This is a genomic window from Bacillota bacterium (genome assembly GCA_040754315.1).
GTDB lineage: Bacteria > Bacillota > Sulfobacillia > DUSP01 > JBFMCS01 > JBFMCS01.
The window spans coordinates 36078-59717 of sequence record JBFMCS010000014.1 but is presented as its reverse complement, the minus strand read 5'-3'; the positions used below and the strand labels follow the sequence as shown (position 1 = coordinate 59717).

Annotated in this window: 25 protein-coding genes; 23 read left to right on the top strand and 2 right to left on the bottom strand. The window is 62.0% G+C overall.

Annotated features, from left to right (window positions below; genetic code table 11):
• The 23 genes from AB1576_02710 (at position 1) to AB1576_02600 (ending at position 22014) form a co-directional block, all read left to right on the top strand.
• The gene (locus tag AB1576_02710) at positions 1-1215 is read left to right on the top strand and encodes a M20 family metallopeptidase (GenBank protein MEW6080704.1); all 1215 of its coding nucleotides are present in this window, start codon (positions 1-3) and stop codon (positions 1213-1215) included.
• 23 nt (positions 1216-1238) lie between these two features.
• The gene (gene panB / locus AB1576_02705; protein MEW6080703.1) at positions 1239-2078 is read left to right on the top strand and encodes a 3-methyl-2-oxobutanoate hydroxymethyltransferase; all 840 of its coding nucleotides are present in this window, start codon (positions 1239-1241) and stop codon (positions 2076-2078) included.
• Positions 2079-2158: 80 nt separating this feature from the next.
• Complete coding sequence (locus AB1576_02700) at positions 2159-2515, top strand: DUF3870 domain-containing protein (protein MEW6080702.1); 357 nt, start codon at positions 2159-2161, stop codon at positions 2513-2515.
• 169 nt (positions 2516-2684) lie between these two features.
• The gene (locus tag AB1576_02695; protein MEW6080701.1) at positions 2685-3593 is read left to right on the top strand and encodes a CoA-transferase; all 909 of its coding nucleotides are present in this window, start codon (positions 2685-2687) and stop codon (positions 3591-3593) included.
• A 15-nt stretch (positions 3594-3608) separates the two neighbouring features.
• Positions 3609-4376, top strand: coding sequence for a CoA-transferase (locus tag AB1576_02690; GenBank protein ID MEW6080700.1), 768 nt, complete (start codon positions 3609-3611; stop codon positions 4374-4376).
• 18 nt (positions 4377-4394) lie between these two features.
• Entirely contained in the window at positions 4395-5558 is a 1164-nt protein-coding gene (locus AB1576_02685) for a thiolase domain-containing protein (GenBank protein ID MEW6080699.1), read from the top strand.
• 15 nt (positions 5559-5573) lie between these two features.
• A complete protein-coding gene (locus AB1576_02680; GenBank protein ID MEW6080698.1) occupies positions 5574-6575 on the top strand; it encodes a hypothetical protein in 1002 nt (333 codons plus the stop codon).
• Positions 6576-6589: 14 nt separating this feature from the next.
• Entirely contained in the window at positions 6590-7009 is a 420-nt protein-coding gene (locus AB1576_02675; GenBank protein MEW6080697.1) for an OB-fold domain-containing protein, read from the top strand.
• 75 nt (positions 7010-7084) lie between these two features.
• A complete protein-coding gene (locus tag AB1576_02670; protein MEW6080696.1) occupies positions 7085-8770 on the top strand; it encodes a M20/M25/M40 family metallo-hydrolase in 1686 nt (561 codons plus the stop codon).
• Positions 8767-9471, top strand: a complete 705-nt coding sequence (locus tag AB1576_02665) for an aspartate/glutamate racemase family protein (protein MEW6080695.1) — start codon at positions 8767-8769, stop codon at positions 9469-9471. Before AB1576_02670 ends, AB1576_02665 begins: the two co-directional genes overlap by 4 nt.
• Before the next feature lie 46 nt (positions 9472-9517).
• The gene (locus AB1576_02660) at positions 9518-9835 is read left to right on the top strand and encodes a (2Fe-2S)-binding protein (protein ID MEW6080694.1); all 318 of its coding nucleotides are present in this window, start codon (positions 9518-9520) and stop codon (positions 9833-9835) included.
• Between the two features lie 6 nt (positions 9836-9841).
• On the top strand, positions 9842-10930 hold the full coding sequence (locus AB1576_02655) for an FAD-dependent oxidoreductase (protein MEW6080693.1): 1089 nt from the start codon (positions 9842-9844) through the stop codon (positions 10928-10930).
• Between the two features lies 1 nt (position 10931).
• Positions 10932-11711 carry a (2Fe-2S)-binding protein gene (locus AB1576_02650; GenBank protein ID MEW6080692.1) on the top strand — a complete coding sequence of 260 codons (780 nt, stop codon included), beginning with the start codon at positions 10932-10934 and terminating at the stop codon, positions 11709-11711.
• On the top strand, positions 11708-12880 hold the full coding sequence (locus AB1576_02645; protein MEW6080691.1) for an FAD-binding oxidoreductase: 1173 nt from the start codon (positions 11708-11710) through the stop codon (positions 12878-12880). Before AB1576_02650 ends, AB1576_02645 begins: the two co-directional genes overlap by 4 nt.
• Before the next feature lie 32 nt (positions 12881-12912).
• A complete protein-coding gene (locus AB1576_02640) occupies positions 12913-13617 on the top strand; it encodes an aspartate/glutamate racemase family protein (GenBank protein MEW6080690.1) in 705 nt (234 codons plus the stop codon).
• An 85-nt stretch (positions 13618-13702) separates the two neighbouring features.
• Positions 13703-14896 (top strand): ABC transporter substrate-binding protein, encoded by a 1194-nt coding sequence (locus tag AB1576_02635; protein ID MEW6080689.1) that lies wholly within the window; start codon positions 13703-13705, stop codon positions 14894-14896.
• Between the two features lie 67 nt (positions 14897-14963).
• Complete coding sequence (locus AB1576_02630) at positions 14964-15842, top strand: branched-chain amino acid ABC transporter permease (protein ID MEW6080688.1); 879 nt, start codon at positions 14964-14966, stop codon at positions 15840-15842.
• Between the two features lie 16 nt (positions 15843-15858).
• A complete protein-coding gene (locus tag AB1576_02625) occupies positions 15859-16725 on the top strand; it encodes a branched-chain amino acid ABC transporter permease (protein ID MEW6080687.1) in 867 nt (288 codons plus the stop codon).
• On the top strand, positions 16722-17498 hold the full coding sequence (locus AB1576_02620; GenBank protein MEW6080686.1) for an ABC transporter ATP-binding protein: 777 nt from the start codon (positions 16722-16724) through the stop codon (positions 17496-17498). Before AB1576_02625 ends, AB1576_02620 begins: the two co-directional genes overlap by 4 nt.
• Entirely contained in the window at positions 17491-18213 is a 723-nt protein-coding gene (locus AB1576_02615; GenBank protein MEW6080685.1) for an ABC transporter ATP-binding protein, read from the top strand. The genes AB1576_02620 and AB1576_02615 overlap by 8 nt, the downstream gene beginning before the upstream one ends.
• Positions 18210-19316 carry a DUF917 domain-containing protein gene (locus tag AB1576_02610; GenBank protein ID MEW6080684.1) on the top strand — a complete coding sequence of 369 codons (1107 nt, stop codon included), beginning with the start codon at positions 18210-18212 and terminating at the stop codon, positions 19314-19316. Before AB1576_02615 ends, AB1576_02610 begins: the two co-directional genes overlap by 4 nt.
• Positions 19317-19363: 47 nt before the next feature.
• Positions 19364-20656: an aspartate aminotransferase family protein gene (locus tag AB1576_02605; protein ID MEW6080683.1), complete on the top strand. Its 1293-nt coding sequence runs from the start codon at positions 19364-19366 to the stop codon at positions 20654-20656.
• Between the two features lie 14 nt (positions 20657-20670).
• Positions 20671-22014 carry an aspartate aminotransferase family protein gene (locus AB1576_02600; protein ID MEW6080682.1) on the top strand — a complete coding sequence of 448 codons (1344 nt, stop codon included), beginning with the start codon at positions 20671-20673 and terminating at the stop codon, positions 22012-22014.
• Positions 22015-22050: 36 nt separating this feature from the next.
• Here AB1576_02600 and AB1576_02595 read toward each other — a convergent pair whose 3' ends face one another.
• Together AB1576_02595 and AB1576_02590 are read right to left on the bottom strand one after the other, a co-directional pair.
• Entirely contained in the window at positions 22051-22335 is a 285-nt protein-coding gene (locus AB1576_02595; protein MEW6080681.1) for a M23 family metallopeptidase, read from the bottom strand.
• 614 nt (positions 22336-22949) lie between these two features.
• A complete protein-coding gene (locus AB1576_02590) occupies positions 22950-23561 on the bottom strand; it encodes a hypothetical protein (GenBank protein ID MEW6080680.1) in 612 nt (203 codons plus the stop codon).
• Positions 23562-23640: the final 79 nt, after the last annotated feature.

Here is a 23640-nt window from a genome sequence, read left to right as displayed (position 1 = left end):
GTGGACCTGGATTCCCTGGCAGGTTCCATTGACCGGAAGGCACTGGTAGAACTCACTCGCCGCCTGGTCAGGATCCCCAGCGTCTACCGGCCTGGGGCAAGCGGCGAGGGAGAGGGCGAGGGAGAGGTCGCCAGTTTCGTGGCGGACTACCTTAAGGGCATGGGCCTTGAACCGCAGTGGGAGGAGGTTGAGCCCGGCCGTCCCAATGTGTGGGCTGAGGTTAGGGGAAACGCTCCCGGCCCATGCCTGCTCCTTGAGGCCCACACAGACGTTGTCACCGAGGGAGACCCCGGGGCCTGGACCTACCCTCCCTTTGAGGCGGTGCTAGCAAGCGGGCGAATATATGGTAGGGGCTCCGCGGATACCAAGGGAAACCTGGCCGCGGCCATCATGGCGGTGAAGGCCCTGGCGGCCCACAGGGACTCCTGGCGGGGCAAGGTTATCCTGTGCTGCCCTGTGGACGAGGAAGGCATGATGAAGGGGATAAAGCGGTTCCTCCAGGCGGGGCATGCGGCGGGTGTTGATGCCGCCCTCATATGTGAGCCTGAGGAGAACCAAGTTTGTGTCTCACAAAAGGGAGCCATGAGGGCTACCATCACGGTAAAGGGGAAGATGGCCCACGGTGCCATCCCCCGGGTGGGCATCAATCCCATACCTCGCATGGCCCGGGTCCTCCTGGCTGTGGAGAAGATTGAGGAATGGCAGTGCAGGGAACACGGGGAACACCCGCACCTGGGCTGGCCCAGCCTGACCCCCACTATCTTCCAGGCTCCCCAAACCGGCGAACCCCAGATCAACGTGGTTCCATCTGAGGCCTACGCCACGCTGGACATAAGGACCATTCCGGGTCAGTCTGAAGAGGTCCTGGAATCCGGACTCCGGTCCATCCTGCAAAAGGAGTCCTTCGCGGACCCCAAGTTCAATGCCACCATGGAGATCATTGAGCGCAGGCCCTGGACGGAAACCCCCATGGATCACCCACTGGTGAAGTCAGTATCCGAGGCAGCCAGGAGGGTCCTGGGCAGGCCGCCCGTCTACAATGGGGTGCCCGGAGCCACCGATGGCACATTCCTCCATGTGGCAGGGATCCCCATCGTCACCACAGGCGCCGGCGGGCGCCTCATCCCCCACCAGGTCGACGAGTACGTTGATGTGCAGGAGCTGGTAGAAGCATCCCAGATATTCGCTGTGGCAGCGGCTCTTTTCCTGGGATGAGTCACTCTGAAGGAGATGGAACTATGGAGAAGCGCAAGGTATCAGCCCAGGAAGTGAGGATATCCAAGGGCTCCAAGAGGCTCTGCATGGTGACTGCCTACGACTACCCCTTTGCCCTCCTGGTGGACAGGGTGGACATTGAGATGATCCTCGTGGGGGATTCCCTGGGGATGGTGGTCCAGGGTAACCCGGACACCACACCTGTAACAGTCGATGAGATCATCTACCACACCCGGGCCGTAAGGCGAGGTGCCCCGAACACCATGATCGTGGCGGACCTTCCCTTCATGTCCTACCAGGTCAGCCCGGAGGAGGCGCTGCGGAACGCCGGGCGCCTCGTGAAGGAGGGCGGGGCAGACGCCGTGAAACTCGAAGGCGGCCAGGACCAGGCTGAGGCCGTGAGGAAGATCACCCGGGCGGGTATTCCCGTGATGGGCCACATAGGACTCCTACCCCAGACAGCCCAGGCCATGGGGGGCTTCAGGGTCCAGGGGAAGGACGTGGAGACTGCAAGGGGCATCTACCATGATGCGGTAGCCCTGGCGGATGCGGGTGTCTTCTCCGTGGTAATCGAGGCGGTGCCTGCTCCTTTAGGGAAGATCATCACAGAGAGACTGCCGGTTCCCACCATCGGCATCGGGGCTGGCCCGGAGTGTGACGGCCAGGTGCTGGTCATCCATGACCTCCTGGGGCTGTTTGACCGCTTCGTGCCCAGGTTCGTTAAGCGGTACGCCCAGCTGGGCCGGGAGGCCGGAGAGGCCTTGAGCATGTTTTCCTCGGAGGTGCGGAACAGGAGCTTCCCCGGAAGTGAACACTCTTTCACCGGGAACGAGGAGGAATTGAGGCGGGCCCTGGGCTGCTAGTCCCAGTGGCAGCCCTGGAGGAATCCGGACCCGAACGGCGAATCTTCTGGCAAATGCCGCGAAGGGCAAGGTGAAGGAGGATGAACAAGAATGTTGTCCTGGTCACCGGGTACGCCAAGGCTCCGGAGGGCACCTCCATGCACCAGGTATTCAGGCACGCCGGGGTGGTCTTGGCCATCAATCCGGAGAACGACACCATAGAGGATGCGGAATGCACCTTTGTCACGGACCTGGCCAAAAAGTTCTTCAGGGACCTCCTTGTGGGATACGATCTCAACCAGGGTCTGGGACCCATCCAGAAAGACATGGAGGAGCGCTACCTGGCCCCATCCCAGCAGGCCGTCATGATGGCAGTACGCACGGCGGTGCAGCGCTACACAGAGAAGAAGCAAAAGAAGAGCCCCGCAGGAAGGGTTTGGGGCGAGCCCGCCGAATAGAATGCCGTAAACAACACATAGCCTGTTTCCCGGTGAAGGCGGTTTCCCGCTCCTGGTGGGCCTCCAAGCCATCCAGCTAAGCGGGGTGACCCAGCGCTCTCGCAACCCTTGGGTGCAGAGAAGTCGTTGGGTCTTGCTGCTTTCTCCAGGCTTCCTGGGGGGTGTGATTGTGGAGTCCAAGATAGTGAGCATGGGGGAGGCTGTCCGGGCTAACGTGAGGGACGGTGATGTGATCTACCTCGCGGGATTCACTCATCTCATTCCCTTCGCGGCAGGTCACGAGATCCTTCGCCAGGGCAAGAGGAACCTCACCCTCTGCCGTGCCACTCCGGACCTCATCTATGACCAGATGGTGGCGGCGGGGTGCGCCTCCAAGGTGGTATTCAGCTGGATGGGGAACCCAGGTGTGGGCCCATTGAGGGCCATCCGGCGAGAGATCGAGGCTGGCCAGCTCGAGATTGAGGAGTACTCCCATTTTGACATGGTGACCAGGCTCATGGCGGGTGCTTCGAACCTCCCGTTCCTTCCGGTGAAGAGCAACAAGGGCTCCGACCTGGTTGAGGCGAACCGGTGGATCAAGTGGGTGACCTGCCCCTACACGGGGGAGAGCATCAGCACCGTCCCCAGCCTCAAGCCCGATGTCACCTTCATCCACGCCCAGAGGGCAGACCCGGAGGGCAACACCCAGATATGGGGGATCGTCGGCGAGCAGCGGGAGGCGGCCTTCGCCGCCAAGCGTGTGGTGGTTTCCGTTGAGGAGGTCGTCCCCGGAGAGGTTGTGCGCTCCGATCCCAACCGTACCATGATCCCGGGGTTCCTGGTGTCAGCCGTGGTGGAGGAACCGTGGGGCGCCCACCCATCCTACGCCCAGGGCTTCTACGACCGGGACAACCAGCACTACCTGGCCTGGGATACTGTGTCCAGGGACGCCTCCGCCCTGGAGGCGTGGCTAGAGGAATGGGTTCTGGGGGTGAACTGCCGCCGGGAATACATGGGCAAGATGGATGCTTCCCAGGTCCTCGGCCTCTTTCCCAGGACCAGGCCTAGCTACTCCGTGGACTATGGTATCTACCGGTAGGAGAGGGGAGCGAAAATGGGCGATCACTCGCAGGGTGAGATGATGATCGTGGCGGCGGCCCGCATGCTGAGGGACAATGAGAGGGCCTTCATCGGCATCGGCCAGCCCAATCTCGCGGCCAACCTCGCGAAGAGGCTGTACGCGCCGGGCCTGGTGATGATATATGAGGCTGGGGTAATAGGGGCAGACCCACTGAGGCTGCCCCTGTCCATAGGTGACCCCTGCCTGGTATCAGGGGCACTTTCCGTGTGCTCCATGTACGAGGTGTTCTCCCTCTACCTTCAAAGAGGCCTCATAGACGTAGGTTTCCTGGGAGCCGCCCAGGTGGACCGTTTTGGTAACCTCAACTCAACGGTGATCGGGGATTACCATAATCCCAAGGTACGGCTGGCCGGTAGCGGTGGTGCCTGCGACATAGCCATCCTCTCTAGGAGGACCCTTATCCTCATCCCTCACTCGCCGCGCCGCTTTCCGGAGAGGGTAGACTTCATCACCAGCCCTGGCTACCTGGGCCACAGGTCCCAGCGGGAAGCCCTGGGTATCAGTGGAGGCCCAGAGGCCGTCATAACCAACCTGGGGGTCATGAAGTTCGACGAAACAGGGGAGATGTACCTGGCTGCCCTGCATTCAGGGGTATCCGTGACCGAGGTCAAGGAGAACACCGGGTGGGATCTGAAGGTGTCCCGCAACCTTGAGGAGAATGCCCCTCCCACCCCGGAGGAACTCCGGGTTCTCCGGGAGGAGCTGGACCCTCACCGCATCTACCTGGGCAAGTTGGAGTAAGCGAGGGGGTTTTGGGAATTGCGGAAGGTAGCGCTAGTGTCGGCTGACCAGAGCCGCTTCGGTGAGTTTGGTTCCATGGGCATCAAGGAGCTCTTCCAGGAGGCCTACCGGGAAACCCTGGAAGGCCTGGACTATCCCCTTGAAGGTCGCCGGATCCAGGCCGCCTACATCGGCTCCCTGGGGGTGGGGGGCTTCCAGCTGGGCCAGTCAGCACCGCTCCTAACAACCCACCTGGGGCTGGGTGCCATCCCCTCGGTCAGGGTGGAGAACGCCTGCGCCTCCGGGGGGTACGCGCTCCTGGAGGCCATAAGGGCCGTGGCCTCGGGGGAGCATGACCTGGTGCTGGCTGCCGGCGTTGAGAAGATGCGGGACATGTCCTCCTCCAAGGGCCGCTACTGGCTGGGTGTCTCCGGGGACACGGAATACGAGAGGCTGGCAGGCCTCACCTTCGCGGGGATATACGCGCTCATGGCATCCAGGTACATGCACGAGTACGGGGCAAAGAAGAGGCACCTCGCAATGGTGGCCGTGAAGAACCACGCCAACGGGGTGAAAAACCCCAAGGCGCACATGAGAAAGGCCATAAGCCTGGAGCAGGCCATGGCCGCTCCCAACGTGGCTTGGCCCCTGGGCCTATTCGACTGCTCCCTGACCTCGGATGGTGCCGCCTGCGCCCTGGTGGCTCCCCTGGAGATGGCAATAGAGTTCACGAAGAAACCCGTGGCGGTGGTGGGTTACGGCGCCGCCTCTGACCACCTGGCGGTCCACGATCGCGAGGTAGTGACATCCCTGGGGGCCTCGGTGGAGGCCGGCCGGAGGGCGATGGCCATGGCGGGGATGGGCCCCGGAGACATCCAGGTGGCGGAGGTCCATGACTGCTTCACCATCGCTGAGATCCTGGCCTACGAGGACCTGGGCTTCTGCGCCCGGGGGCAGGCACCCAGGCTCCTGGAGGAGGGCTTTACCCTCAACGGCGGCCGGGTGGCGGTCAACCCTAGCGGGGGCCTGAAGTCCAAGGGACACCCGCTGGGGGCCACGGGGGTTGCCCAGGCGGCGGAGATATTCCACCAGCTGAGGGACGAGTGTGGCGCGCGCCAGGTCAAGGGGGCCCACACCGGCCTATCTCACAACGTGGGGGGCTCAGGGGGCTCGGCCTCGGTCGTTATATATCAAAGAGCGTAGTTGGGGGTGGCCCCATTGACTGGAATCGAGGACTACGGAGTGTACCTGCCCCGTTACCGCCTGCCCTTGAAGGAGTACGGGAAGGGCCTGGGCCAGGTCCGGGAATCTGGGTTCGAGGAGAAGAGGGTGAACGACTTCGACGAGGACGCGGTCACCATGGCAGTGGAGGCCGCGCGGGTGCTTCTCTCGAGGAGGCCGCGGCCTGGCAAGGATATCACCTACATGGGAGTGGCCACCACCACCGGCCCCTACGACGGGAGGGTCATGGGGGGCACCCTCGGAGCCATGCTTGGCCTGGGGAATGAGGTGTTCTCCTCGGAACACACCTCATCCCCCAAGGCAGGCCTGGAGGCCCTCATTGAGGCGCTGGGCCGCAGCGACGAGGCCCTGGTAGTGGCAGGCGAGGTGCCCGCGGGCACCCCTAGGTCCAGCTGGGAAGAGGGGTCGGGCGCCGCCGCCGCTGCGATACTCACTGGGAGCGGGGACCTCCTCGCCCGGGCGGAGGCCTGTGCGTCCTTTTGCGAGGAGAGGCTTGGCCTAGGGGTCAGGGCCAGGGGAGAGGCAGACTTCCTGGACCTGGGCATACCATCACTCCTGGCAGAGAGCTACGAGACCTGCGTCATGGGGGCCATCCGTGGCCTTCTTGAGAAGACCGGGTCTGACCTGGCGGACTACCGTTTCGTTGTGTTGCCCCACCCCGGCGGGGCGCTGCCTGGCCAACTGGCCCGGAAGGCCGGGATTACCGAGGAACAGGCGGCCCCGGCCAGGGTGTTCAGGCTCCTGGGCAACCTCAATTCCGCCGGTCCCCTGGTGGGACTGGCCGCGGCCCTGGACATGGCGGATCCCCAAGACAGGATCCTCGTCGCGTCCTTCGCCCCCGGTTCGGGCAGTGACGCCCTGGCCCTGAGCGTCACGGATCGCATCCTGGAGCACCCGGGCGCCGGCCTGGATCACATGCTTTCCAGTGGGCAGGTTTTGGACTTCTTCACATATGCCCGGCTGAGAAGTTTTGTCTAAGGGAGGTCTTGCCTGTGGGCGCCCACATTTCCGTACAGATGTACCAGAGGACCTTGGATGAACGTTACCTCCTGGAAGCCTCCCGCTGCGCAGCCTGCTTTAGCCTGGTGTTCCCCAGGAAGGGGACCTGCCCAGGTTGCGGGGCTCTCGAGGGGTTCCAGCCGGTAAGACTTAGAGGCACCGGGACAGTCTACGCAGTGACCCAGCTGGCCGGGGGCGGGGCCCCCCCTGAGTTTCTCAGGCAGGCTGAGGTCAAGGGGGGCTACGTGGTGGCCATCATCCAGGTGGATGAGGGCCCCCGGGTGGTCGCCCAGGTGGCTGACGCCAGCGAAATGCCAGCGATAGGCACGAGGGTAAGAGCGGTTTTGAGACGCATCTACGAGGAAGAGGGTGTAGTCCGCTACGGCTACAAGTTCAAGGCGGACACCGTTTAACCGGAAGACCTCCAGGGTCATCTCCCTGGCCACGGCAAACCCTGATGTCCTTCAACCAAGGAAGGGGGCTGGAAGTTGCGGGTTGACCCCTCTAGGGTACAGGCCTTGACCGAAGACATGGTGAGGATAGAGAGCATCGTGGCAACGCCGGGCGAGGCCAGCATCGGCCGCTGGGTGTTCCAGCGCCTGCGTTCCCTCCCCTACTTCCGCAGTGAGCCGGATCACCTGGAACTCATCAAGACCAAGGACGATGAACACGAAAGGTACCTGGTTCTTGCCCTTGTTAAGGGAAGAGCCGTTTCGGATAGCGTTGCTCCCCAGGATACCGTGGTGCTCTTCGGGCACACCGACACGGTGGGGACCGGTGACTTCGGTCCCCTGAAGCCATGGGCCCTGGAGCCCCGGGAACTGGCCGGGAGGCTTGCGGGCTTGCCGGGCCTGGCTGGTGAGGTCCGGGAGGACCTGGAATCCGGCGAGTGGCTCTTCGGCCGGGGCTCACTGGACATGAAGGCGGGGGTTGCCGCGCACATGGCCCTGGTTGAATACCTGTCATCCAGGACAGAACGCATGGCGGGCAACGTGCTCTTCCTCGCCACCCCTGACGAGGAGGACATGTCCCACGGTATCCTGACGGCCCGGGATCGCATGGGACAGCTCGCCAGGGAGCAGGGTCTTCGTTACGTAGCCGCCATCAACGCCGACTACACCTCACCACTTTACCCTGGGGATCCCAGCCGCTATGTCTACCTGGGCTCGGTGGGAAAGGTCTTGCCTTCCTTCTTCATAGCGGGCAAGGAGACCCACGTGGGACAGCCCTTTGAGGGTTTTGACCCCAACCTGGTGGCTGCGGAACTCACCCGGCTCATCGACCTTAACCCCGAGCTGGCCGACGAGGGGCTGGGGGAGGTCGCGGCGCCCCCTGTGTCCCTGAAGATGGCAGACCTCAAGGATGTGTACACGGTACAGACCCCGGTGGCCGCCTATGCCTACTACAACTTCTTCACCCACTCAAAATCCCCGGAGGAGGTCCTCCACCTCATGCTGGAGGTGGGGAGAAGGGCCTTCCAGGACGCCCTGGACCTCATGGAGTCCAGGCGCCTTGCCTACTGCCAGAAGGCCGGGATCCCGGCAGGACCCTGCCCCTGGAAGGTACGGGTATCTTCCTGGGAGGAGTTCCGCGGGGGGCTGGCCCTGCGACACGGCACAGCCTTCGAGGATGCCATGAGCACCCTGGCCAAGGCCATGCTGGAAGACCCCTCAATAGACCTGAGGGTCTTTAGTCGCCGCATGGTTGAAGAGGCTTGGGCTTGGAGTGAAGATAAGTCGCCATGCGCCGTCCTGTACTTCTCATCGGCCTTCTCCCCCAGGGTGGTCCTTACCGGAGCCCGCCCCGGGGAAAGGAGGCTCATGGAGGCCGTTTCCCGGGCGGTGAATTCCCTTCATGACCAGATTGCGTGGCCGGTGGCCGTTCGCAACTTCTTCCCCTATATCTCGGACATGAGCCTCCTGGCCATGAGTGAGGACGAGGACTCCATCGCCTGCCTGGCCCGGAACATGCCGGCCTGGGGAGGGAAGTACACCTTCGACCCCCGCCCGGTACTGGATCTCGACGTGCCGGTCATCAACGTTGGCACCTACGGCAAGGACGCTCACAAGATGACCGAGCGCGTCCACATGCCCTACACCTTCCAGGTGCTGCCTGAGCTGACCCTCAGGATCGTGGAGCAGCTAGTGGGGTTCGAGGAGGCTCTCTCAGGATGAGACTGAGGATAATCAGGCCCCTGGTGACTCCTGTGGCTAAATCCGTGGTGGAGGCGGAGCTGGCGCCCCACGCCAGTCCAGGTGTGAGGCTGGAAGCCAAGGCGCTGGTATCCGGACCTCCCTGCGTGGAAACCCAGGCGGATGCTGATAGGGCTGCCCCGGGTGTGGTGGAACTGGCAAGGGAGGCCCAGTTCTCCGGATACGATGGCTGCCTGGTCTACTGTTTTGCGGACCCAGGGGTGGAGGAGGCCCGCAGGGCTGTGTCCATCCCGGTCCTGGGCTGCGCTGAGCCGGCAATCCTTGTGGCCTCCACAATGGGCAAGGTGGGCATTCTCACAGTCCTCGGGGAGACTGAGCCCCTCATCGCCCGGGTAGTGCAGAGGTTGGGGGTAGCCGGGACCGTCGTGGGGATCAAGGGTGTGGGGGTGCCGGTGTTGGAGATGGGTGATGCCCCCAGGCTAGCTGCGGCCCTCAGGGAGGGTGCCATGGAAATGGCAGGCGCCGGGGCGGATGTAATCCTCCTGGGGTGCACCGGCATGGCGGGTATGGCCTGCAGCCTGGATGATGACCTGGCTGCCCTGGGATTGGCCACCCGGGTGGTGGAGCCCGGTCCCATAGCCCTGAGGATGCTGGAACTCTACGTGCACCTGGGTGTGCCCCCCAGACCCCAGTCTCAGACCTGGCGGCCAGGGCGACCGTAGCCTTGGCGCCCGGCACCTATCCTTGATAGATGGGAGTGCTGTAACCTTGAGGATCCTTGATCACCCGGTCCTGGGGAGGGTGCAGGCTCCGCGGCAGGTTGCCATCCTCTTTGAGGGGACACCCATCCCCTGCGTTGAGGGGGAGCCCATCGCCGCGGCCCTGGCAGCCGCGGGCATACGGGTGCTCCACTTCAGCAATACCAGGCACGAACCAAGGGGGTTGTTCTGCGCTTTGGGCAGGTGCAACGAGTGCAGGATGGTGGTGGATGGGGTTTTCAACGTGCGGACCTGCATCACACCGGTCAGAGACGGGATGACAGTGAAGAGACAGCATGGCCACGGCACAATTGGCCCAGCGAGGTGAGAAAAGGTGAGGAGCTCCCAGGTCGCGGTAGTGGGTGCTGGGCCTGCTGGCCTCGGCGCAGCCATTGAGTGTGCCAAGAGGGGAGCCAAGACCGTGGTCTTTGACGAGAACGCCCGGCCTGGAGGCCAGCTCTTAAAGCAGCTCCACAAGTTCTTCGGGTCCTCCGAGCACATGGCCGGGCTCCGAGGCTACGAGATCGGCAAGGCCCTCTTCGAGGAAGCGGAGCGCTTGGGGGTACACGTGGCCCTGAACACGGTGGTTTGGGGGGTTTTCGCCGGCGGGCGGCTCGGAGTTCATACCCCGGGCGGGGCTGTGGAGGAATGGCAGTTCCAGCGGTTAGTCATAGCCACAGGAGCCACCGAGAACTCCTACGCCTTTCCTGGCTGGACCCTCCCAGGTGTGATGGGGGCCGGGGCCTGCCAGACCTTGATGAATGTCCACAGGGTCGTGCCTGGTAAGCGCGTGCTCATGGTTGGAAGTGGAAACGTCGGCCTCATAGTGACCTACCAGCTCCTCCAGGCCGGTGTCCGGAAGGTGACAGTCATAGACGCCATGCCGCGTATCGGCGGTTATGGCGTGCACGCAGCCAAGGTAACCCGGGCAGATGTGCCCATCTGGGTGAGGCACACAGTCAAGCAGGCAGAAGGGGACTCCTCCGTGGAGAGGGCGGTCATAGTCGAGATCGATGATGAGAGGAACGAGGTGCCCGGGAGTGAGAAACCCCTGGAGGTGGACCTGATATGTCTCAGTGTCGGGCTTTCCCCCTTAGTGGAGCTGGCCAGGATGCCAGGATGCCGGGTGGCTTTTTGTCGCCAGCTGGGGGGGTATGTGCCACTGCATGACGAAGATATGGAGACCACGGTCCCAGGGATCTACGTGGCAGGTGATGCCTCCGGGGTGGAGGAGGCTAGCACTGCCCTGGAGGAAGGCAGGCTTGCGGGGGTGGCGGCCTCCCGGTCGCTAGGCCTCATATCCCAAGATGAAGCCGTGAGGGCCAAGGCGCAAATCTCTTCAAGGCTCCAGGGATTGCGCTCGGGGACCTTCGGAGAGGAGCGCCTTAGGGCCAAGGCGCGCCTCATGGAGAGGTGGGGATGACGTGGACTGGCCAAACCTTAGGACCCGGGGCTACCTGTCTCCAGGGGAGATAGCCAGGCTCAGGCCATCTCCCCTGGAGGCCGGGCTCAGGGGGGCGGTGGCCGTGATCGAGTGCGTCGAGGACATCCCATGCAACCCCTGTGAGGAAGCATGCCCGAACGGAGCCATAGTGGTGGGGGATGACATAACTCGGGTGCCGCGGTTCTACGAAGAGAGGTGCACTGGATGCGGGCTGTGCATCCCTGCCTGTCCCGGCCTGGCCATATTCGTCATTGACCAGAGCGAGGGTGAGGATGCCATCATCAAGATGCCCTACGAGTTCCTTCCCGTGCCTCGAGAGGGGCAGCAGGTCCAGGCCTTGGACAGGCAGGGACGTGCAGTCTGCCGCGGTACTGTGACGAAGGTCGTAGATGCCTCTGGATACAATAAGACCATTGTGCTCCACCTAGCCGTTCCGAGACAGCATGTCATGGATGTCAGGGGGATCAAGATGACCAATGAAGGCACCCCTGCTGGCGACCCCACCATATGCAGGTGCATGGAGGTCACTCGCGGTGAGATCCTGCGGGCCATTAGGGAGGGGGGCGCCCGCAGCATACCGGCGATCAAGAGGCGTACCACTGCGGGAATGGGTGTGTGCCAGGGGAAGACCTGCTCGGGCCTTATCACCGGTATCTTGTGCCAGGAGATTGGGGTTGACCCGGAGTGCACCGGGCAGGACACTGCCCGGCCGCCGGTCAGGCCACTAGCGCTGGATGCGTTGGGTGGGGACATGGAATGAAGACAGACGCGGACGCAGTGGTCATTGGCGGGGGTATCCTGGGCTTGGCTGTGACCTACTACTTGACCCGGGCGGGCAAGAGCGTCCTTTTGCTGGAGAAGAACGAGATAGCGTCGGGCGCCTCTGGGGCAAATGAGGCCTTCGTATGGACCTCTACACGGAAGAAGAAGGTCATGCCCATGGTACAAAAGAGCATCCAGCTGTACACGTCCCTGGGGGATGAACTTGGCAGGGACATTGAATATCGCCAGTGCGGTGGCTATATCGTTATTGAGAGTAAGGAGCAAATGGAGAGGATGAAGCCCTGGATTGACCAGCGGCACCACGACGGGCTTACGGAGATGGAGCTCTTGGACGGCCCGGGGTTCAGGGAAAGGGAGCCCCTGGTGTCTGGGACCATAGTCGCCGCAACCTGGAACCCGGTGGACGGGACCATTAACCCCATCTACCTCTGCCTGGGCCTTGCGGACAAGTCAAGAGAACTTGGGGCTAGGATATGGGAGTACTCGACGGTGCAGGAGATCCGGACCCGGGGTCGCAAAGTATGCTTGGTAGTCACGGATCAGGGGGAGATCCGGACACCCACAGTGGTGAATGCAGCCGGCGCCTGGGCCGCGAGTATTGGCAGGCTCGTGGGCCTGGAAGTCCCCATCACCCCGAATCGCATGCAAATCCTTGTGAGTGAACCCGTGGCCCCCTTGATGGACCGGGTGATCATGTGTTCCTGCTACATCCTGGGTGAACAGTCCAAGTCTTCATTGCTTCACTCAGGGGGTGATGGGTCCGAGCTGGGTTTCGTCTACGCCCAGACGAAGAAGGGGAACCTCCTCCTGGGCAGCACATCGGAGTTTGTTGGGTACGACAAGTCCTGCTCGTGCGAGTCGATTAGGGCCATATCCAGGCACGTATGCCAGCTGGTGCCCACCCTTGGGGAAAAGGGGATCCTGGTTATACGTTCCTTCGCAAACTTCTTTCCCTTCACCAAGGACGACTTCCCTATCCTAGGGAGGGTCCCCGGCATCCAGGGCTTCTACATGGCTGCGGGCCACAACGGCCACGGCATAATGCTCGGCATCAGCAGCGGTTACCTCATGTCCGAACTTATAGCCTATGGCGAGACATCTATCTCCCTGGAGGATTTCTGTATCGAACGCTTCGCCATGGCTTGACGGGCAGTGCCGGGACTCCAAGGAGGTGCAGCGTGAGCCGCCTGCTCCTAGTGACCCCCATAAGCGTTGATAGCCTTGATGGCCCGGCTATGGATGCAGCGTGTGCTGCTGTCCGCCCACCCACCGAGGTGGTGGCCATGAGCCTGGACCGGGGCCCTGGGTCCATCGAGGACTTCTACGACGAGGCCTTGGCGGTCCCCGCCATGCTGGATCTCCTGGCCAGGGAGGCCCGGGGCTACGACGCCGTTGTTGTCAACTGTTTCGCGGACCCTGGGGTCGAGGCGGCCAGGGACCTGCTGTCCATCCCTGTGGTGGGAGCGGGGGAGGCCTCCATGACCCTGGCCTACCTTGTTGCGCCAGCCTACGCGGTAGTCTCCGTGGGCAAGGGTTCGGGCGCCAGGATCAGGGAGAGGGCCCGCCGGTTCCGGCTGGATGGGAGACTGGTATGGGCATCCGGGATAGATGTGCGCGTGCTGGAGATAGGGAGCGACGAGGAAGCCACGGCTCAGGCTGTCATCCAGGAGGCCCAGGGGGCCCTGGCGCTGGGGGCGGAGGCGATCATCTTAGGATGCACCGGCTTGGTGCCTGTTGCCAGGGTGGTGTCCATGGCGCTGCCTGTTCCCGTCATTGAGCCGACCACCGCCGCCCTGAAGATGGCTGAAAGCCTGGTAGACCTTGGCCTTCACCATGTAAAGGGAGGCATCTACCAAGTTCCGGACCTTGACAAGTACCGCTAGGGCAAGGGGGTGAGCGCTGGGAATAAGGAATGCGCCCGGAACGTAACCGAGTCCATCACCTAGAAAAGAAGGGGGAGAGAAAGACATGAAGAGGAGTCTGGTTCTCCTGTTAGTGCTGGCGCTGGCGGTGAGCCTGGCAGGATGCGGCACGCCGGCTGCGCCGGCGGAAGAGCCCGATGAGGGCGAGGAACCCGTTTCGACAGAGCCCATCAGGATTGGTTATCTCGCCCACATCACCGGTGACGGGGCGGTGTGGGGCGTGGCCGAGTCCAATGGCGCTAAGATGGCTGTGGAGGACATCAACGCCGCCGGCGGCGTCCTAGGGCGGCAGCTGGAGCTATTCGTGGCGGACGGGCGAGGCAACGCAGCGGACTCGGTGAACGCCACGCGCAGGCTGGTGGAGCAGGACAAGGTCATAGCGGTTCTGGGGTCAAACTACAGCGGTGTGAACATAGCCACGGCTCCCATCGTGGCCGCCGCCAAGGTGCCTCAGATAGGCAGTTTCTCCACAAACCCGCTGGTGACGGTGGACGAGAACGGCAACGTGCGCCCGTGGTCTTTCCGCCTGTGTTTCATCGACCCCTACCAGGGGAAGGTCATAGCGGACTTCGCCTACAACGAGCTAGGTCTGAAGAATGCAGCGGTGCTGTACGACATCGGTTCGGACTACTCGGTAGGGCTCACTGAATACTTTAAGGCACGCTTCGAGGAGCTGGGGGGCACGGTTATCGGTACATGGGCCTTCAAGGCCGGTGACGTGGACTTCCGCCCGCAGCTCAGTGAGATAAAGGCCAAGGGCCCGGAGTTACTGGTGCTCCCGAACCTCTACAAGGAGATCGCGCTCCCGGCGAAGCAGGCAAGGGAGCTGGGCATGAGCGACCTGGTGTTCATGGGCGGTGACGGGTACTCACTGACAATGCTGGAGATGGCAGGCCCGGAACTGGAGGGGAGTTACTGGACCGGTCACATGACCTGGAAAGACCCGGAGATTGCCCCGATGAAGGACCGCTACACGGCCAAGTACGGGGTGGAGGATCCCGAGTACAACCTGGTCATGGGCTATGACATCGTGTACTTCCTGGTGGACGCCATCAAGAGGGCTGGGTCCACTGACGGGGAGGCCCTGCGGAATGCCATTGAGACCGCCAAGGACGTCCAGCTGAAGCATGCTGTGATAACAATGGATCCCGAGACGCACAACCCCCTGAACAAGCCTGCGGTCATCGAGAAGGTAGAGGGCTCCAAGTTCGTGTTCCATTCCAAGTACGTGCCGGAGTAAAGGGAAGGCCCAGGGGGGGGCCCCAGGGGGCCCCCCCCCCGCATCCCCTGGTGAGAGGGGGTTTCAGGTGGAGACAGTGATACAGCAGACCCTCAACGGCCTTTCCATAGGCTCGATTTATGCCCTGATAGCGGTGGGGTACTCGCTTATCTACAGCATCCTGCAGTTCAGCAACTTCGCCCACGGGAGTTTCCTGATAGCCGGGGCTTACGCCGGCTTCTTCGCCATGGCGGGAACGAGTCTCCCCTTCCTGGTGGTCATGGCCATGGCCCTGGTATTCTCCGGCGGGGTTGCCATTATGACGGAGCGCTTCGCCTACAGGCCCATCAGGATGAGGGGTTCAAAGGCCCTCTACTTCATCATCGCATCCCTGGGTGTCTCCATATTCGCGGAGAACCTGGTGATCGTGACCATTGGACCTCAGTTCCGGACTTACCCGCAGATTTTGGCGGTTAGGGCGCTGGACCTTGGTGGGATCAGCGTGGGCATCCTTGACATGGTGGCGGCGGGTGTAGCGGTAACGTTCCTCCTGATACTGAACTTCGTTGTGACCCGGACGAAGACGGGAATGGCCATCCGGGCCGCCTCATTTGACCTGCCGGCGGCAGGTCTCATGGGGGTGAACGTAAACCGGGTAATCGCCATCGTATTCTTCATAGCGGGTCTCCTGGCAGGGGTGTCCGGGATCCTTCTTGGGATGAAGTACACGGTGTACCCCCAGCTGGGGTACCTGACGATAAAGGCATTCGTGGCGGCGATCTTCGGCGGGTTAGGAAGCCTGCCCGGGGCCATCCTGGGCTCCCTGTGCCTTGGGGTGATTGAGACCTTCACCGCGGCATTCATCTCTTCCACGCTGAGGGACCTCATCGTCTTCACCACGCTGATAGTGATCCTCCTGGTACGTCCCAGCGGCATCCTGGGGCGCTACGTGGAAGAGAAGGTGTAGGGGGAGGGGTGCATAGATGTCTCCATACCACCAGGGCATTCTTACCCTCATCTCCATTAACGTCACTGCGGTGCTGGGGGTTTCACTGCTCACGGGCTTCACAGGGCTGTTCAGCTTCGGTCACGCGGGATTCATGTCGGTGGGGGCTTACACCGCGGCCATTCTCACGGTGAGACAGGGGCTTCCCTTCTTCATCTCGCTGCCCCTGGCCGGGGCGGCGGCGGCGATAGTGAGCCTCATCATGTACCCCACCCTTAAGTTAAAGGGGGACTACTTCGCCATAGCGGCCCTGGGATTTGGGGAGGCCTTCAGGCTCATCGTGGAGAACGGGGGGAAGTTCACCGGGGGCGCCCGGGGGTTTCCCGGCATGCCCCACTACACCACCCTGTGGGTGGCCCTTTTCGTGACGGCCCTCGCGTGCCTCCTTATGAGGAACACTATCCTCTCAAGGTTTGGCCGTTCCTTCATGGCCATCCGGGAGGACCGTCTTGCCGCGGAGGCCCTGGGAATTGACGTTGTCCGGTACCAGATGCTGGCCTTAGCCATAAGTGCCTTCTACGCAGGTGTTGGCGGGGGGATGTTCGCCTTCTACATGCAGTACATACAGCCAATCATGTTCGACATCGCCAAGTCCACGGAACTGGCGGCCAGCGTTGTGTTCGGGGGCCTCGGGAGCCTGACAGGCTCCGTGGTGGCCGCGGTGATCCTCACAGCGATACCGGAGGTGTTCCGGCCGCTTGCCCAGTGGAGGATGGTGTTCTATGGCCTTGCGCTGGTGCTGACAATAGTCATCAGGCCGCAGGGCCTCCTGGGCTTCTACGAGATATCCCTGGGCGGCCTCAGGTCCCTTGTGAAGAGGCCGCGAAGGGAGGCTGGGGCGTGAGCGTTCTTGCCTTGAGCGGCGTGACCAAGCACTTCGGTGGCCTTGTGGCGGTGTCCGATTTCAACCTGGAGATGGCCAAAGGGGAACTGGTGGGCCTCATTGGCCCCAACGGCGCCGGCAAGACCACGGTGTTCAACGTGGTGACCGGCATGTACCAGCCCACGGAAGGCAGCATCGCTTTCATGGGCGAGGACATCACGGGGCAAAGACCCCACATCATTGCCAGGAAGGGCATTGCCCGGACCTTCCAGAACCTGAGGCTCTTCAGAAACCTCACAGCCCTGGCCAACGTACTCACCGCCGCCCAGATGGGCGTTGGCTACAGCTTCCTTGCCGCCCTCACCCGGAGCGGGAGTTTCCAAAAAGGGGAGAGAGAGACCAGGGAGCGCTCGGAGTATCTCCTGGAGATGGTGGGCCTGGGGGACAAGATGAGGGAGAAGGCCTCCAACCTGCCCTACGGCTACCAGCGGAAGCTGGAGGTAGCCAGGGCTCTGGCCCTGAGCCCCAGGCTGCTTCTCCTGGACGAGCCCGCGGCGGGCATGAACCCCGACGAGTCCCTAGACCTCATGGACCTGATACAGCGGATCCGGGAGGAGTTCCACCTGACGATCCTGCTGATAGAACATCACATGGACGTGGTGATGGGGATCTGCGAGAGGATACTGGTGCTGAACTTCGGGACCACCATAGCGGAGGGCTGCGCGGACGAGGTGCAGGAAAACGAGGAGGTAATCAAGGCCTATCTCGGGGAGGAGGTGGACGAGGATGCTTAGCGTTGGGAACCTGGAGGTATCCTACGGCGCCATCCGAGCCCTGAGGGGTGTGGGCCTTGAGGTTCACGAGGGTGAGATCGTCACCATAGTTGGGGCCAACGGGGCCGGGAAGACGTCGCTCCTGAACACCATAGCAGGTCTGGTGAAGCCCTCCAAGGGGGAGATGCGCTTTGGCGGGAAGCCCGTTCCAAGGCAGCCCCACGAGACTGTAAGGGCAGGCATAGTGCTGGTCCCCGAGGGAAGGCGGGTGTTCGGCAACCTCACCACACGGGAAAACCTCCTCATGGGCGCCTACCTGAGGAGCGACAAGGCCGGCATTGAGGCGGACCTCAAGAGGGTCTACCGCATATTCCCCCGGCTCCAGGAACGGCTCTGGCAGCCCGGCAGCACCCTTTCCGGTGGCGAGCAACAGATGCTGGCGATAGCCAGGGGCCTGATGTCCAAGCCCAGGCTACTCCTCCTGGATGAGCCCTCCCTAGGGCTTGCCCCCATCCTGGTCCAGGAGATCTTCCGCCAGCTCCACCAGTTAAACCGTGAGGGCGTGACAATGCTCCTGGTAGAACAGAACGCCCGCCAGGCACTGCTCTTGGCGCGCAGGGCCTACGTGTTCCAGACAGGCGAAATCGTGAGGTCCGGCATCGCCAGGGAACTCCTGAAGGACCCCTTTGTACAAGAAGCCTACCTCGGGAGACGAAGGCAGGTGGGGGGCAGGTGAAAACGATCCTCGACCCAGTAGATGCCAGGGACTTCGTCTTTGGGTGCACCCTCTATGGGGCGGGAGGGGGAGGCCAACCCGAAGAGGGCCTGGCGGCACTGCTGGAGCAGGTGGAGGCTGGCCGGGAGGTGGGATGGGTAGACCCCGGTTCCCTGCCTAATCACGTGATGACCGCCTGTACCTTCCTGATGGGGTCCACGGCTCCCCTGACGGCAAAGAAGCGGGCTGAAATGAAGGCCCTAGGCTTCACCCAGTGGAAGTACCCGCGGAACCTGCCTGAGAGCGTACGCCAGCTGGAGCGTTTTACCGGCCGGCGCATCGATGCCCTGGTCCCATTTGAGCTGGGCGGCTCCAACACCCCGGTCCCCGTGGCCGCCGCAGCACACCTGGGTATCCTTGTGGTGGATGGGGATTACGCGGGGCGCGCTGTGCCAGAGATCACCCAGAGTACCGTGGGCATTCTCGACATGCCCTTTCTCCCTGCCGCCAGCGTAGACAAGTGGGGTAACCGGGCCCTCCTCACGGAGGCCACCAGCCTTGCCGTGGCGGAACGACTGGGGAAGTACCTGAGCGACGCAGCCTACGGTTCCACCGGTCTCACTGGCTTCATGATGTCCCTGGGGGAGTGCCGCCAGGCCCTGGTCGAGGGTTCCCTGAGCCAGGCCCTCAGGGCGGGCAGGGCCATGCGGGAGGCCTCGACCAAGGGCTCTAATCCCTGGGACGCCCTGAGGCCCCTGGGATGGAGGACCATATTCCATGGCACCGTCACCAAGAAGGAGCAGGAGGACCGGGACGGCTACTACTGGGGAACCCACACCCTTGAGTCAACGGGCCAGGTCATGGAGATTACCTTCAAGAACGAGAACCACGTCTCCACCCTCAACGGGGAACCGTTTGTCACCAGCCCGGACATCATTACCTGCCTCAGCAAGGTCGATGGCAAGCCTGTCCTCAACGGAGACATCGATGTGGGTGCCCAGTTGGTGGTGGTTGCGGCGCCGGCCCCCGGCCTGCTCAGGTCCGAGCCCGCGCTCCGGATCCTGGGGCCTCGATACTTTGGCTGCGATGCAGGCTACAGGCCCCTGGAACACCTGGTGCCCTAGGAAGCGCTTTGACGCCAGCAGTCACATACCATGTGGGGGTGTTTACGGTGTTAACATCAGAGGTTATCGAAAAGGGCAGGAAACACATTTCCGGGGTGATAGTGAGAGACACGGAACTGGTGGTGGAAAAGGGTGAGGGCTCATGGCTCTACACCAGTGAGGGTGAGAGATACCTGGACTTCATAGCAGGGATAGCCGTGTGCAACGTGGGTCACTGCCACCCGCGGGTGGTTGAGGCCGCCAAGGCACAGCTGGAGAGGCTCATCCACATATCCATCAGCACTGCGTACTATGAGAGTGTCTCTGAACTGGCCAGCGAGCTGGCACGCCTGGCCCCGGGGGAGATAGACACGTGTTTCTTCTCCAACTCCGGTGCGGAGGCGGTGGAGGGAGCCATCAAGCTGGCCCGCTACTTCACCAAGCGCCCTGGTATCATCGGTTTCTATGGAAGCTTCCATGGCAGGACCTTCGGCGCTGTCAGCCTGACGGCCTCGTCTTGGAAGTATCATTCCTACTACGAACCCCTGTTACCCGAGGTATATCATGTATCGTACCCCTACTGCTACCGTTGCCCCTACAGGCTCTCGCCGGCCAATTGTGACCTGGAGTGCCTCAATGAGATGAGAACCCTCATGCGATACCAGGTTGCTCCTGACAGGGTTGCCTGCGTCATCATGGAACCGGTCATGGGGGAGGGTGGGTACGTGGTTCCCCCGGCCCGTTATGTGCGGGAGCTCAGGAAACTCACGGCTGACCACGGGATCCTGCTGATCATGGACGAGGTGCAGTCGGGATTCGGCAGGACAGGAAGGATGTTCGCCACGGAGCACTTCCAGGTTGTCCCGGACATCATGACCATGGCCAAGGGGATCGCGGCAGGGCTGCCCCTGAGCGCCCTGGCGGCGCCCCGGCGGATCATGGATGCGTGGAAGCCCGGAGCCCACGGCACAACCTTCGGGGGAAACCCCGTCTCCTGTGCCGCTGCCCTGGCCAGCCTCAAGGTGATCGAGGAGGAGAACCTCCTGGGCAGGGCCGCGGAGATGGGTGCTTACATGAAGTCCCGGTTCGAACAAATGAAGCAGGAACACCCCTTCATAGGGGATGTCCGGGGGCTTGGGATGATGGTAGGTGTGGAATTCGTTCACCCGGATGGGACCCCCAATGGGGATGCTGTGACCTACATAACCCAGCGCTGCCTGGAGAAGAGGCTCATCGTGCACCCCGCGGGGGATCACAAGCATGTGCTCAGGTTCATGACCCCGCTGAACATCAGCCGGGAAGACCTGGACTACGGGCTTGCGATCATTGAGGAGACCATGAGGGAGTACAGGCCATCGTAGGGAGGGACCTGGAAGTGGAAGGCAAGGGTCACGTGTTCTACAGGGCTCCCAGGAAGAAGTACCCCTTGGCGGTTAGGGCCGAAGGGGTCCAGATCTGGGATTCCGAAGGCCAAAGGTACCTGGATGGGGCATCCGGGGCCCTGGTGGTGAATATAGGGCACGGCCGGAAAGAGATCGCGGAGGTCATGGCGGAACAGGCTGTTAAGCTTTGCTTCGCCCATACCAGCCAGTTCACCAGCGGGCCCCAGGAGGACCTCGCCCGTATCCTGGCGGAGGTTTCGCCAGGAGACCTGAACCGGGTCTACTTCCTCTCCGGCGGATCCGAGGCGGTGGAAGCCGGGCTGAAACTGGCGCGCCAGTATCACGTGGAAAGGGGCGATCTTAGCCGTTACAAGGCAATAGGTCGCTGGGTGAGCTACCATGGAAACACACTGGGCGCCCTCTCCGTGGGCGGCCAGTCACCCAGGAGACGGATGTACAGCCCCCTGCTGGCGCCGTTTCCACATATCCCAGCCCCCTATTGCTACCGTTGCCCCTTCGGGCAGGAGTACCCCGGGTGTGGGGTGCGATGCGCTGATGCCCTGGATGACTGCATCAAACGGGAGGGCCCGGAGAGCGTAGCGGTCTTCGTGGCGGAACCGGTGGTGGGAGCCTCCGGCGGTGCCCTGGTACCCCCTCCCGAGTACTACCCAAGGGTGAGGCAGATCTGTGACCGCCATGGGGTGTTGTTCATGGCTGATGAGGTTATGACGGGTTTCGGCAGGACCGGGAGAATGTTTGCCATGGAACACTGGAGCGTGGTTCCCGACATGATGTGTATGGGCAAGGGGCTGGGCAGTGGTTACACCCCGCTGGCGGGCCTTATGGTCAGGGACGAGGTTCATGACACCCTTCTTGGCGGATCGGGTACCTTCAATCACGGCCACACCTACCTGGGGAACCCGCTGAGCACGGCCGTGGGGGCGGCGGTGGTGAGGATCATCCGGGAGGAGGGCTTGGCCGAGAGGGCCTGGGAGACCGGAGCCTACCTCAGGTCCCTTCTCGGCGCCTTGCAGGGAAGGCATGCCCTGGTGGGGGATGTGCGAGGGCTCGGCCTCATGCTCGGGCTGGAACTGGTGAAGGATCGAAAGAGCAAGGAGCCTCACCGGCCTGAGCTCCGGGTGAGCCAGCGGGTTACGGAGGCTGCTTTCAGAAGGGGGCTCATCGTCTACCCAGGGTCAGGAGCAGATGGGGGAGACCAGGGCGATCACCTGCTCGTGGCACCCCCTCTGGTAACCACCAGAGCGGAGGCTCTGGAGATGGTGTCCATCCTGGAAGATGCCATTGCCGGTGTAGAAGCCGAAGCCGGCGTAGCATGAGGGTGGGGGAGGGCAGGTGCCCTCCCCCGGTGGCAGTTATGGCAGGCTTGAAGCGGGGTCCTGGGGGACACCGTTGACCCGGATCTCAAAGTGCAGGTGTGGTCCGAAGGCAAATCCCGTGCTCCCCACGTTTCCGGCACGCACCCCTGGAGCACGCTGGAATCCCGGTACCCTGGAGAGGTGTGCGTACACACGAGTGATCCCATCCCCGTGGTCCAGGACGAGGGTGTTACCGTACCCGCCTCCGTACCATCCCGCGAAGGTCACGACCCCTGCCCTGGCCGCCTTCACTTCCGTGCCGTGGGCAGCGGCGATGTCCATCCGGAAGCTCCGTTGACATAACCTAACTTCACCCCCCCAAGCGCCATAAGGGGCCTTATGCTTGGGGGCAGGGGGGGGGGTGAAGTTAGGCTAACATCACGGTCTGCGAATTGGTCCCAAATGCTCTTGACGGGGTTCGTGGCATCATTACGCTGTAAGGGGGCTGGCCTCACATCTCCTAAGGAATCCCCGGGAGGTCCTTGCCCTGCTGTCCTCGTGGTAGTATCTACCGAGGAGGGGGCTCGGTTAGCCGGGGAGATTTTCCCCTTGCCGCCAGGGAGGTCTAGTGTAGTGCCAAGGGCCTAAATGAGAGCCAGTCCCCCTGCTATGGGCGTATTTATGTGCGGGCCACTGTAGAAGATTACCGTCCAATTGTCCCAGCTTACGTGAGGCACCCTAGGATCACTCAGCCGCCAAGCCATCCAAACCCCTAACAGGGATTATTGGACTTGTCCCTCATAACCCTGCTGGGAGAGTATTGTTGTAATGTACCAGAAGTCATCATAGCGCTTAACAAGGACTTTAGCTATTTGATCACATTCCCTACCCCTTGCCCAAGTCTCTGCATCTTCCTTGGGAGTACTGGCTGCGAGAGATTCTTCGAGTAACTCGACTTACCTCTTAAGCAGATCTATTCGCTTCGATGCTTCTCCATCAGCGGTAGATGCTTTGTTATCAATTGATGGTATTGCTCCTGTGCTCTCCGGGTCTTGGATACCAAAAGACATGCGGGTTACCCTTGCTCTTTCTTCTACCTGGCTACTCAATTCCTGGATGAGTTGTCCCTGCTGAACACTAAATATCGCTTCTTGAACCTTCTTGGGGAACATTGCTTTGATGTCCTGTGGGTAGTAGCTGCCATCCCTTGGCAACCTATGGTCGATAATCTTGATTTCTTCCTCGTCTTGAGAAGAAATAGTCAAGACCACAGGGCCTGATAGCCCCGTACCCTTTTCCCGAAAATCGTCATAAAACTCCTGTGCGTATACCCATACGTATACTTCTTCAGAGTTAGAGCCCAAGACTCTATGGGCCGTCAACACCTTGCCGCCAAACCCTGGTGACAAAAGGTTATCGTCCAGGTATGACGTAACTGCATTATCGAGAGAAGGTTTCTCCTTTTGCTTCTCCTCTACCTCAAATTCCATACTTTCGCTGCAGCCTGTGAGAAGAAGTAGTGTAAGCGCCAGCATAATGATACTTTCCCAGAATCGGGCTCTAATCATTCGAATACCCCCTCTGTGATAAGACAAGGAGAACCCCTACTTGGTTCCCTCTGCCAAGGCCTACTCTCGCCGGAAGACA